The 11572-nt window shown below is 64.1% G+C and carries 13 protein-coding genes, 1 tRNA gene and 1 pseudogene; 11 read left to right on the top strand and 4 right to left on the bottom strand.

What is annotated here, in order from left to right; translation table 11 throughout:
• Positions 1-72 precede the first annotated feature (72 nt).
• The 3 genes from ACVISU_RS21715 to ACVISU_RS21705 all read left to right on the top strand — a co-directional run bounded on the left by ACVISU_RS21715 (position 73) and on the right by ACVISU_RS21705 (position 1021).
• Entirely contained in the window at positions 73-480 is a 408-nt protein-coding gene (locus tag ACVISU_RS21715; RefSeq protein WP_050404342.1) for a TIGR02300 family protein, read from the top strand.
• 95 nt (positions 481-575) lie between these two features.
• Positions 576-651 (top strand) — tRNA-Ala (locus tag ACVISU_RS21710).
• 130 nt (positions 652-781) lie between these two features.
• Positions 782-1021, top strand: a complete 240-nt coding sequence (locus ACVISU_RS21705) for a GIY-YIG nuclease family protein (protein WP_456708256.1) — start codon at positions 782-784, stop codon at positions 1019-1021.
• Between the two features lie 11 nt (positions 1022-1032).
• Here ACVISU_RS21705 and ACVISU_RS21700 read toward each other — a convergent pair whose 3' ends face one another.
• A complete protein-coding gene (locus tag ACVISU_RS21700) occupies positions 1033-1494 on the bottom strand; it encodes a MarR family winged helix-turn-helix transcriptional regulator (RefSeq protein ID WP_050404343.1) in 462 nt (153 codons plus the stop codon).
• Between the two features lie 186 nt (positions 1495-1680).
• Between ACVISU_RS21700 and ACVISU_RS21695 the strand changes: the two genes are divergently transcribed.
• From ACVISU_RS21695 to ACVISU_RS21660, 8 genes are all read left to right on the top strand, one after another.
• Positions 1681-2106, top strand: a complete 426-nt coding sequence (locus ACVISU_RS21695; RefSeq protein ID WP_063695625.1) for an organic hydroperoxide resistance protein — start codon at positions 1681-1683, stop codon at positions 2104-2106.
• 217 nt (positions 2107-2323) lie between these two features.
• On the top strand, positions 2324-3529 hold the full coding sequence (locus tag ACVISU_RS21690; protein ID WP_050404284.1) for a CaiB/BaiF CoA transferase family protein: 1206 nt from the start codon (positions 2324-2326) through the stop codon (positions 3527-3529).
• Between the two features lie 266 nt (positions 3530-3795).
• Entirely contained in the window at positions 3796-5112 is a 1317-nt protein-coding gene (gene ugpB, locus ACVISU_RS21685; RefSeq protein ID WP_050404285.1) for a sn-glycerol-3-phosphate ABC transporter substrate-binding protein UgpB, read from the top strand.
• Positions 5113-5176: 64 nt separating this feature from the next.
• Positions 5177-6058 carry a sn-glycerol-3-phosphate ABC transporter permease UgpA gene (gene ugpA, locus ACVISU_RS21680; RefSeq protein WP_050404286.1) on the top strand — a complete coding sequence of 294 codons (882 nt, stop codon included), beginning with the start codon at positions 5177-5179 and terminating at the stop codon, positions 6056-6058.
• On the top strand, positions 6058-6906 hold the full coding sequence (gene ugpE, locus ACVISU_RS21675; RefSeq protein ID WP_050404287.1) for a sn-glycerol-3-phosphate ABC transporter permease UgpE: 849 nt from the start codon (positions 6058-6060) through the stop codon (positions 6904-6906). Before ugpA ends, ugpE begins: the two co-directional genes overlap by 1 nt.
• Complete coding sequence (locus ACVISU_RS21670; protein WP_050404288.1) at positions 6906-7988, top strand: sn-glycerol-3-phosphate import ATP-binding protein UgpC; 1083 nt, start codon at positions 6906-6908, stop codon at positions 7986-7988. Before ugpE ends, ACVISU_RS21670 begins: the two co-directional genes overlap by 1 nt.
• Before the next feature lie 171 nt (positions 7989-8159).
• Positions 8160-8585: an Hsp20 family protein gene (locus ACVISU_RS21665; RefSeq protein ID WP_021082592.1), complete on the top strand. Its 426-nt coding sequence runs from the start codon at positions 8160-8162 to the stop codon at positions 8583-8585.
• A 50-nt stretch (positions 8586-8635) separates the two neighbouring features.
• Positions 8636-8905: a BQ00720 family protein gene (locus ACVISU_RS21660; protein ID WP_050404289.1), complete on the top strand. Its 270-nt coding sequence runs from the start codon at positions 8636-8638 to the stop codon at positions 8903-8905.
• A gap of 88 nt (positions 8906-8993) precedes the next feature.
• Here ACVISU_RS21660 and ACVISU_RS21655 read toward each other — a convergent pair whose 3' ends face one another.
• From ACVISU_RS21655 to ACVISU_RS21645, 3 genes and pseudogenes are all read right to left on the bottom strand, one after another.
• Positions 8994-9332: a DUF6665 family protein gene (locus ACVISU_RS21655; RefSeq protein ID WP_050404344.1), complete on the bottom strand. Its 339-nt coding sequence runs from the start codon at positions 9330-9332 to the stop codon at positions 8994-8996.
• A 76-nt stretch (positions 9333-9408) separates the two neighbouring features.
• On the bottom strand, positions 9409-10932 hold the full coding sequence (locus ACVISU_RS21650) for an acyl-CoA synthetase (protein WP_456708255.1): 1524 nt from the start codon (positions 10930-10932) through the stop codon (positions 9409-9411).
• A gap of 143 nt (positions 10933-11075) precedes the next feature.
• Positions 11076-11561, bottom strand: a pseudogene (locus ACVISU_RS21645) (DUF5938 domain-containing protein); the annotation flags it as partial.
• Positions 11562-11572 lie beyond the last annotated feature (11 nt).

The following is an 11572-nucleotide window of genomic DNA, read 5'->3' as shown; positions in this document are numbered from 1 at the left end:
CCGCTATTGACAGCGGCGGCTCAACTAGCCAAGTGAAGCTCCGTTTTTCAGCAAAATTCTGGGATGACCACGTTGGCCAAGTCCGAGCTCGGAACCAAGCGCATTTGCCCGACCACGGGCAAGAAGTTCTACGATCTCAACAAGAATCCGGTGATTTCGCCCTACACCGGTGAGGTCGTGCCGATCGCGCCCGTAGCCCCGCCGCGGGGCCGTGGCGCCCCCGTCAATTCGCCTGCGACCGCCGCCGACATGCCGGAGCCCGCCGAGGCCGAAGAGTTGGTCTCGCTCGAGGAGGCCGATGCCGAGGAGAACACCGGCAAGGTCAAGGCGCAGGTTCCCGAATCCGAGGACGATATCGAGGTCGATGAGACCATCGACGACGATGACGACGACGATTCGACCTTCATCGCCGACGAGGAAGAGGGCGATGAGGACGTCACCGATATCATTGGTGACGTCGGCGGCGACGAAGAGACTTGAGATCGGCGCCGATCTGTGATCAACGGTGCTCCCGCGCGAGTCGCCTAGGCCGTGCGGACCGGGATTGATCCCCCAGGATCGACCCAACTGGATAAGGGGCCATAGCTCAGCTGGGAGAGCGCTTGCATGGCATGCAAGAGGTCGGCGGTTCGATCCCGCCTGGCTCCACCACGCTTCGCCCTTCGGGCTACGCGTGGCGCAGCCGCGCGGAGCCTGAGGGGCGAAGCGTGGTGTCCGGCGTAGCCCGAAGGGCGAAGACGGACTGCCAAGGGTTCTGTTGCCCGCGCTTCAGTGGATGCGAATGTGGTACGTCTACATCATCCGCAGCATCGAATTATCTGACCAGGAATACGTTGGCGCCACCGAGGACCTGAAGCGCCGCATCCCCGAGCAGAACGCCGGCAAATCCGCGCACACTTCAAAATTCAAGCCGTGGGAGCTGGTCTGGTACTGCGCATTCCCAGACAAGTACAAAGCCCTCGCGTTCGAGAAGTATCTCAAATCGCACAGCGGCCGCGCCTTCGCCAGGAAGCGGCTCTAGCCACCGTCCGCCTACTCCCCCAGCGCCGCATTCAACCGGTCGCGCAGGGCGACGATCTCGTCCTTCATCGCCAGCAACTCACCAACCGTGCAGTCGGAAGCCGCGAGGATCGACTGCGGAACGGCCTTGGCCTTTTCGCGCAGCGCGTGGCCCTGCGGCGTCAGCGCGATCAGCACGACCCGCTCGTCCTCGGTGCTGCGGGTCCGCCTGATCAGCTCGGCCGCCTCCAGCCGCTTCAGCAGCGGAGTCAACGTGCCGGAATCCAGGAACAGGCGCTCGCCGAGGTCCTTCACCGCCACGTCGTCGCGCTCCCACAGCGCCAGCATCACGAGATACTGCGGATAGGTGAGGCCGAGCCGGTCGAGCAGCGGCTTGTAGACGCGGTTGAAGGCGTGCGCGGTCGAATAGACCGCAAAGCAGATCTGGTTATCGAGCCGCAGCGCCTGATCCGCCGCCGTCTGTTTCCTGACCATGATTCCCATCGAATCCATCTCGCTTTCCAGGTCATTCTGGCCTCCCGTGACCGCGGATTCAATTGCGAACAATTAAATGTGAGGCCGCATATTTTATATTGTGCACAATATAACTGTGTGCAATACATCTCTCGTCGAATTCAAACCCAAGCCTAAACTACCCGGTCCAAACCAAGGGAGACCACGATGTCTGTGAACGTGCTCTACAAGACCAGCGCCAAGGCAACCGGCGGCCGCGACGGCCATGCGGCAACGCTCGACGGCGCGCTCGACGTCAAGCTCACCACCCCGAAGGAGCTCGGTGGCGGCGGTGGCGCTGGCAACAATCCGGAGCAGCTGTTCGCGGCCGGCTATGCCGCCTGCTTTATCGGAGCCATGAAGTTCGTGGCCTCCCAGGGCGGCCCCAAGGTTCCGGCCGACGCCGCGGTGACCTCGACGGTCGGCATCGGCCCGCGCTCGGAAGGTGGCTTCGGCCTCGCGGTCGAGCTCGCCGTCTCGCTGCCCGGCCTGTCCCGCGCCGACGCCGAGGCGCTGGTCGAGAAGGCCCACCATGTGTGCCCCTATTCCAACGCGACCCGCGGCAATGTCGACGTCAAGCTGAGCGTCGTCTAGTCCACCGACTGCCGATAGTCCGCCACGTGCCGCGTGGCGGACTATTGCGTTTCAAGAGAGCACTGCAGATGCCAGTTCGCTTCTTTCAGTTCGCTTGGCGAACGTACGCGCCGCCTGCTGCATGGGCCTGCGCCGACGGAAGCATTGCTGCCTCGCCTGAAGACCGTTAGCTCTGGGATCGCATTTTTCCGATCCCAACTGAGCGAAGGTTGTTTCCATGAATACCCCAGCGGCTACGGGCGCGATGGCCGGACTGCGCGTGATCGATCTGACGCGTGTGCTCGGCGGCCCGTATTGCACCCAGATCCTTGCCGACCACGGCGCCGACGTGATCAAGGTCGAGCCGCCCGCCGGCGACGAGGTGCGCGACTGGGGCCCTCCCTTCCATGAGGAGGACGCGGCCTATTTCGTCGGCATCAACCGCAACAAGCGTTCGATCGGCCTCGACCTCGCCTCCGAGGGCGGACGCACCGTGCTGATGAAGATGCTCGAGACCGCCGACGTGCTGATCGAGAATTTCAAGCCAGGCACGCTCGACAAATGGGGCATCGGCAACGACGTGCTGCGCGCGAAGTTTCCGCGTCTCGTGCATTGCCGGATCTCCGGCTTCGGCGCCGACGGCCCGCGCGGCGGCAATCCCGGCTATGACGCGATCATCCAAGCGATGACCGGCATGATCGCGGCGACCGGCTCGCCCGAGAGTGGCCCGATGCGCATCGGCGTGCCGCTGGTCGACATCACGACCGGTCTCTATGCGGCGATCGGCATCCTGATGGCGCTGTCGGAGCGGCAGCGCTCCGGGCTCGGCCAGTTCATCGAGACCACGCTGTACGAGACCGGGCTTGCGATCATGCATCCGCACACCGCAAACTATTTCATGCATGGCAAGCCGCCATCGCTCACCGGCAACGAGCATCCGAACCTCGTGCCCTACGCGATCTTCCCGACCAAGACCGACAACATCTTCATCGGCGTCGGCAATGACGGCACCTTCCGCAAGCTCGCCAAGGAGATCGGCAAGCCCGAGCTCGGCACCGATCCGCGCTTTGCCCGCAACAAGGATCGCATCGCCAACCGCGACGCGCTGCGCGCCGAGCTTGCCGCGGTCTTCAGCCAGCACGAGGCCGAGCCGCTGTGCAACCGGCTGCTCGCCGCCGGCCTGCCGGCCGGCCCGGTGCAGAAGATCGACCAGGCGCTGACCAACCCGCATACGATCCATCGCGGTGACGTCATCGAGAAGGATTGGTACAAGGGCGTCGCCTCGCCGATCCGCCTCGACCGCACCAAGCCGAGCCTCCGCCGCACGCCGCCGAAGTTCAGCCAGCACGCCGCCGAAGTGCTCGGCGAGTTCGGCTACTCCAAGGATGAGATCAGCGGCCTGATCGACAAGGGCGTGGTCTGCGGCCCTCAGCGAAAGCGCTGATAGCACCTCGAACCAAGCCCGTCCCGCACGCGATGTGGGACGGGCACCGGTTTTCCGTCAAGCCAACACGTCCTGCCCCTGCGGTGCAACGTCGCGTCCGGCGTTGCACCGCACGCACGTGGGCTGCGATGTCAGCCTTTTTTACCGCTTCCCTTCGCCTCGGCTTCCCCCCTACCATGGCTTTCGTTTATACGGTCATTTGAACGTCATCCGGCGCTGATAACGCGCGCAACGAAAGATGGCGTTCCAACCGGGAGGGGCTTTTGATGATCTTCAGACGACTTGGCGCTGCTGCGGCAGCCGCTGCCGCACTTGTATTCGCGTCGCCTGCGTTTGCGGTGACGGAGATTCAGTGGTGGCACGCGATGACCGGCGCCAACAACGACGTCATCGTCAAGCTGGCCAACGACTTCAACGCTTCGCAGTCCGACTACAAGGTGATCCCGACCTACAAGGGCGGCTATGCCGACACCATGAACGCCGGCATCGCCGCCTTCCGTGCCGGCAACGCGCCGGCCATCATGCAGGTGTTCGAGGTCGGCACCGCGACCATGATGGCCGCCACCGGCGCCGTGAAGCCGGTCTACAAGCTGATGGCCGACGCCGGCGAGAAGTTCGATCCGAGCGTCTATCTGCCCGCGATCACCGGCTACTACTCGACCTCGAAGGGCGAGATGCTGTCGTTCCCCTTCAACTCGTCGTCGACCGTGATGTGGGTCAATCTCGACGCGCTGAAGAAGGCCAACATCGCCGAGATCCCGAAGACCTGGCCGCAGGTGTTCGAGGACGCCAAGAAACTGAAGGCCGCCGGCTACGCCACCTGCGGCTTCTCCGGCTCGTGGGTCACCTGGGTCAATCTCGAGCAGCTCTCGGCATGGCACAACGTGCCGCTCGCCAGCAAGGCCAACGGCCTCGACGGCTTCGACACCGTGCTCGAATTCAACGGCCCGCTGCAGGTCAAGCATCTCGAGAACCTGGTCGAGCTGCAGAAGGACAAGACCTACGACTATGCCGGCCGCACCAACACCGGCGAAGGCCGCTTCACCTCCGGCGAGTGCCCGATCTACCTGACCTCGTCGGCCTTCTTCGGCAACGTCAAGGCGCAGGCCAAGTTCAACTTCACCGCCGCGCCGATGCCCTATTATCCCGACGTCAAGAGCGCACCGCAGAACTCGATCATCGGTGGCGCCTCGCTCTGGATCATGGGCGGCAAATCGGCCGAGGAATACAAGGGCGTCGCCAAATTCCTGACCTTCCTCTCGGACACCGACCGCCAGGTCTGGATCCACAAGGCCTCGGGCTATCTGCCGATCACCAAGGCGGCTTACGCCAAGGCCAAGGAAGAGGGCTTCTACAAGGACCAGCCCTATCTGGAGACCCCGCTGCTCGAACTCACCAACAAGGAGCCGACCGAGAACTCCCGCGGTCTGCGTCTCGGCAACATGGTGCAGCTGCGCGACATGTGGTCGGAGGAGATCGAGCAGGCGCTGGCCGGCAAGAAGACCGCCAAGCAGGCGCTGGACTCGGCCGTCGAGCGCGGCAACCAGATGCTGCGGCAGTTTGAAAAGACCGCCGTCCACTGACATGATGATGCCTTGAGGCACCCGGCAGGCCGCAAGCGCGCGGCCTGCCAATTCTTCCGAGATCATGCAGAAGCAATCGATTTTCCAATCAAAGCTGTTGCCGTACGCGCTGGTTGCCCCGCAACTCGCGATCGTCCTGATCTTCTTCTACTGGCCGGCCGCGCAGGCGGTGATCCAGTCCTTCCTGCTGCAGGACGCCTTCGGCCTTTCCACCAGCTTCGTGTGGTTCGAGAACTATCTCGAATTGTTCAAGGACCCGGCCTATTTCGCCGCGATCGTCCGAACCTTCGCGTTCTCGTTCGCGATCGCAGTGTCCTCGCTGTCGTTCGCGCTGCTGCTCGCCGTGATGGCCGACAAGCCGCTGCGCGGCTCGACGCTCTACCGCACGCTGCTGATCTGGCCCTACGCCGTCGCCCCGCCGGTGGTCGGCGTGCTCTGGGTGTTCATGCTGCACCCCTCGCTCGGTGTGCTGTCCCGCTATCTGCGCGCCATGGGCGTCGACTGGAATCCACTGCTCAACGGCGACCAGGCGGCGGCCCTGATCATCCTCGCCGCGGCCTGGAAGCAGATCTCCTACAATTTCCTGTTCTTCCTCGCAGGCCTGCAGAGCATCCCGAAGAGCGTGATCGAGGCCGCCGCGATCGACGGCGCCCGCCCGATGCGGCGGTTCTGGACCGTGATCTTCCCGCTGCTGTCGCCGACCATCTTCTTCCTGCTGGTCATCAACATCGTCTACGCCTTCTTCGACACCTTCGGCATCATCGACACGATGACCCGCGGCGGCCCCGGCAAGGCGACCGAAACGCTGGTCTACAAGGTCTACACGGACGGCCTGCTCGGCGGCAATCTCGGCTCCTCGGCGGCGCAATCGGTCATTCTGATGGTCATCGTCGTCGTGCTGACGGGCATCCAGTTCCGCTTCGTCGAACGCAAGGTGACCTACTGATGGTCGAGGAGGAAGGCTTCCAGCGCTATCTGGCTCACATCATCCTGTGGATCGGGATCGCGATCGTCGCCTTCCCGGTCTATCTGGCGCTCGTCGCCTCGACCCAGGACAACGCCGTCATCGCCAACGGCCAGATGTCGCTGCTGCCCGGCGGCCATTTCCTCGAGACCTACTACCAGACGCTGTTCGTCGGCACGAGCGGCTCGACCCGCGAGCCGGTGCTCAACATGATGCTGAACTCGCTGATCATGGCGCTGCTGATCGCGGTCGGCAAGATCGCGATCTCGATCATCTCGGCCTACGCGATCGTCTATTTCCGGTTTCCGTTCCGGATGGCGATCTTCTGGATCATCTTCATCACCTTGATGCTGCCGGTCGAGGTACGCATCTATCCGACCTACAAGATCGTTGCCGATCTGCATCTGCTCGACAGCTATGCCGGCCTGTCGCTGCCGCTGATCGCCTCCGCCACCGCGACGCTGCTGTTCCGGCAGTTCTTCATGACCGTGCCGGATGAATTGCTGGAGGCCTCGCGCATCGACGGCGCAGGCCCGTTCCGCTTCTTCTGGGATACGCTGCTGCCGCTCTCGCGCACCAACATGGCCGCGCTGTTCGTGATCCTGTTCATCCTCGGCTGGAATCAATATCTCTGGCCGCTTTTGATCACCACGCGTGACGACATGCAGACCATCCAGGTCGGTATCCGCAAGATGATCACCACGACCGACGCGCTGACCGAATGGCCTGTGGTGATGGCGACGGCGCTGCTCGCGATGCTGCCGCCGGTGTTCGTCGTCGTCGTGATGCAGAAACTGTTCGTGCGCGGATTGGTGGAGACGGAAAAGTAATGGCTAACGTCACGCTGCGCAGCGTCCGCAAGACCTATCCCGGCGGCTTCGAGGCCATCAAGGGCGTCGATGTCGACGTCGGCGACGGCCAGTTCTGCGTGCTGGTCGGCCCAAGCGGCTGCGGCAAGTCCACGCTGTTGCGCATGGTCGCGGGGCTGGAGACCATCACCGGCGGCGAGATCGACATCGGCGGCCGCGTCGTCAACCAGATCGAGCCCGCCGATCGCGACATCGCGATGGTGTTCCAGAACTACGCGCTCTACCCGCATATGAGCGTCTACAACAACATGGCCTATGGTCTGCGCAACCGCGGCATGGCTGAAGCCGAGATCAAGACCCGCGTCGAGGAAGCCGCCCGCGTCCTCGAACTGTCGCCGATGCTGGAGCGCAAGCCGCGGCAGCTCTCCGGCGGCCAGCGCCAGCGCGTCGCGATGGGCCGCGCCATCGTGCGCCAGCCGAAAGTGTTCCTGTTCGACGAGCCGCTGTCGAACCTCGACGCCAAGCTGCGCATCGCGATGCGGGTCGAGATCCGCAAGCTGCAGCGCCGGCTCAACACCACCTCGATCTACGTCACCCACGACCAGCTCGAGGCGATGACGCTCGCCGACATCCTCGTGGTGATGAATGGCGGCCAGGTCGAGCAGATCGGCAATCCGCTGGACATCTATCAGAAGCCGGCGACCACCTTTGTCGCCTCCTTCATCGGCGCGCCGCCGATGAACCTGATGCCGCTGCGTTCGGACGAGCTGACCTCCCAGATCGCGGGCGCCGATGGCGCCGGCATCGTCGGTATCCGGCCGGAGGATTTCGTGATCACGGCCGAGACTGCCGCCGGCGGCGTCGCGCTCGGCCTGACGGTCGAGGCGATCGAGCATGTCGGTGCCGAGACCTTCGTCTACGGCAGCCGCCAGCGCGAGGAGCGGGGCGTTGCCGCCAATCCGGGCGAGCTGCCGCCGGGCGAGGTCATCGTCCGGGTTCCCGGCGCCACTGGACCTGCCGTCGGCGAGCGGATCCGGGCGGTTGCGCCACGCGATAAACTGCATCTATTTACCGCCGACGGCCGCAAGCGCGTCAGCCCGTAACCGATCGGGAAGAATTTACCCTCATGTTGCGGGCGTTTAGGCTGGTTTCGGGGCTGCTTGAACGCTATCCAGATCGCCCCCATATCCCTCACTGACCGGCAGGCCAGACGGCCCGCCGGTTGCATGGGGTGCCGCAAGGGCCCCTCAAAGTCGCTTCGAGAGGACTTTGTAATGTCTCGTGTTCCATCGTTGTCCAGTCCGTTCCTTCTGGGATTCGACGAGATCGAGCGTGCGCTCGACCGCGTCGTGAAGGGCGCTGACGGCTATCCTCCGTACAACATCGAGCGGTGCGACCGTACCAACGGGCAGCCCGAGCGGCTCCGCATCACGTTGGCGGTGGCGGGCTTCACCCGCGACCAACTCGATGTAACTATTGAGGAAAATCAGCTCGTTATCCGCGGCCGCCAGCAGGACGACAAGGCTCGGCAATACATCCATCGCGGCATCGCCGCGCGCCACTTCCAGCGCACCTTCGTGCTGGCGGAGGGGATGCAGGTGCTGGGCGCGGATCTGAAGAACGGGCTGTTGTCGATCGACCTGGCGAGGCCAGAACCTGAACGGGTCATTAAGACAATCGCTATCAATGAACACGAATAATAGAAACAAGGAGCGGACTCGACCGCTTATCTGACTGAGGAGTCGAGACCATGAGTGACATGAGTACCACCACCATTGAATCCAGCAACGTCACGCCGGAAGCGCTGGCCCATCTGGGCGAAGGTCATATCGCCTATGTGAAGCAGGTCCGTTCCGAGGACGTGCCCGATCTCTTTCCGCAGGCGCCGAAGATCGCGCCGGGCCTCAAGCTGTTCGCACTGCATGCCGCCGACGGCACGCCGATCATGCTGACCGACAGCCGCGAAGCCGCGATCGCGAACGCCTGGAGCAACGAGCTGCAGGCCGTCAGCGTCCACTGACGCCCGGCTCAATCCAACATCCGCGAGTTCGATGCGCGGGCAGGCCTCGACACCGAGGCCGCCCGCGCATTTTTTATGGCCGTATCCTTTATGACGATGTGTTTGATGCGGCGAGCATCGGCCCCATGCTGAGCTGCACCTCGCCGGGCACGTTGTAGTCGCGCATCAGCATGCGGTTGTTGCGCAACCCGCACGCCTCCCGCTGCACCACGAACATCCAGAGCGCATGACCGGCCTCCCGCACAAGGATGCGGCGCGCCTGTTGTCTTGCTTCGGAGGGCTGATGGGCAGCATCGAACTCGCGCAGCTTAGCGAGCGCCTGTTCCAGCGCGCGGCCCATGCGTCCGAGTGCGCTCGCCCGCTCCTCGGCGAGCTCGTAGGCGAGAACATCGATCGGAGCACGGTCAAGGCGAAAATCGCGGGACATCAGCCATCCCTGGTTCGCACGCGCAATATTGCGCACGACCGTCTTCTGGCGTCACCGGCAAGTTGTCAATACACGTTCAGGCCAGCCGCGCGCGGATGTCGGGCTTCAGCACCTTGCCGACCTTGGACCGCGGAAGATCGTCCCAGACTTCGATCTGCTTCGGTGTCTTGATGCTGCCGATCTGCTGCTTGACGAACGCCGCAAGCGCCGCCGCATCGACGGTGTGGCCGGCGCGCGGCTGCACAACCGCGACGATGCGCTCGCCCCATTTGTCGTCGGGTAGCCCGATCACCGCGCAGTCCTGCACCGCTTCATGGGCCCGCAACGCATTCTCGACCTCGATCGAATAGACGTTGAAGCCGCCGGTGATGATCATGTCCTTGGCGCGATCGACGATGTAGAGGTAGCCGTCGTCGTCGATGTAGCCGATATCACCAGTGTGGTGCCAGCCATGCGCCGAGGCCTCGCGTGTGGCCTCCGGGTTCTTGTAGTAGCCTGCCATGACGAGCGAACCACGCACCACGATCTCGCCGCGCGATCCCGAGGGAAGCAGCTTGCCGTCGCCATCCATGATGCCGGCCCGCACCAGCGGGCCGATCCGTCCGGCGGAGGCAAGGCGCTCCATCGCGATGGAGCCGTCCGCATTGTAGTGATCGGCCGGCGCCATCATCGAGATCATCATCGGCGCCTCGGTCTGGCCGAACAGCTGCGCCATCGGCCCGATCCGTTGCAAGGCTTCCGCGAGCCGCGTCGCCGAAATCGGTGCCGCGCCGTACCAGAAGCATTGCAGCGAGCTGCGGTCGGTCGCATCGAGCCTCGGATGATCGAGCAGCATGTAGATCACGGTCGGCGGCAGGAATGTGTGCGTGACGCGATAGCGCTCGATCAGCGTGAGGAACTCGCCGATGTCGGGGTGATGCATGATCACGACGCGGCCGCCCAGCGTCATGATCGGGAAGCAAAGCACGCCGGCGGCATGGGTCAGCGGCGCCAGCGCGAGGTAGACCGGACGGCCCTTGAACGGATAGCCCATCAAGGTCAGCGCCGTCATCGCCTCGATGTTGCGTCCCGAGAGCATCACGCCCTTGGGCTTGCCGGTGGTGCCGCCGGTGCCCGGGATCATCGCGAGATCGTCGATCGTCTCGCGCTGATAGACATCATCGGCGAGCCCGCTGAGCCAGCGATCGAATGACGGCGCGAACGGCAATTCGGTATCGAGGCAGACCAGCGCGCGCAGCTTGGGCAGATCCTGCCGCACGGCCTCGACCATCGGCGCGAAGCTCGAATGAAACAGCAGCAGGCTGCAATCGAACTGGTCGAGGATGAACTTGTTCTCGGTCGCCTCGTTGCGCGGGTTGATCGGGCACCACACCGCGGCGGCGCGCGAGATGCCGAACACGCAAGAGAACGCGAGCGGATCGTTGCCGGACAGGATCGCAACCTTGTCGCCGGGCGCGATGCCGGATCGCTCGAGCCCGCGCGCGATCCGGTAGCTCAGCCGCTGCACCTCGCCATAGCTGAGGTCGCGGCCGTCCATGGTGAGGCACGGCGCATCAGTGCCGAGCGAGGCACCCTTGTCGAGGTAATCGATGAAGCGCATGGCGGGCCTCGCGCAAAGGGCGGGTGACGCGCGACTGCGTCACCCGCGCAAGGGGCGTTTTCGAGCAAATCGGATACCGGTCCGCCTGACGAAAACGCTTCAGGGAGCGGAATGCTGAGCCCCGATCCGATCGGGGCTCAAGCTCAATCATGCACGGTCAGGACCGGCTTGCCGACCAGGCCGAAGCTGCGCAATTGGCCGAGCAGTTCGTGATGTCCGAACGCCTGGCAGCCGGAGGCGAAGCCTGTGCGCTTGGGCGGCTGCTGCAGCAGATACGCCGCGGCAAAGGCCTGCAGCATGCCGGTCTGCTTGTAGTTGCTGTTGCCGTAGATCACGCAGTGCGCGCGGCCCAGCGGGCCGGAGGCATACACCGAATCCATCGACTTGTTGACGCGCGGGTTCTCGCGCGGCGGCATGGTGTTCATCACGCCGGCAGCAGTCTGCGCAAGCGCGGCATAGCGCTCGTCGGGCTTCATGTCCTTGGTCGCCTCGAGCGCTGCGGCGACGATCTGCGGCACGCCCAGCATCAGCGCGCGGTTGAACACGCCGCCCAGCACCTTCACATTGGCGACGCGCGGATCGCGCTTGAACCACACCGGGTGCGAGGTGCCGCCCCAGGGCAGCGCCATCTCGTCCAGGA

This window comes from Bradyrhizobium sp. USDA 4452, from assembly GCF_054063575.1.
The sequence above is the reverse complement of the archived record's forward strand: the minus strand, read 5'-3'. Positions and strand labels throughout refer to the sequence as shown.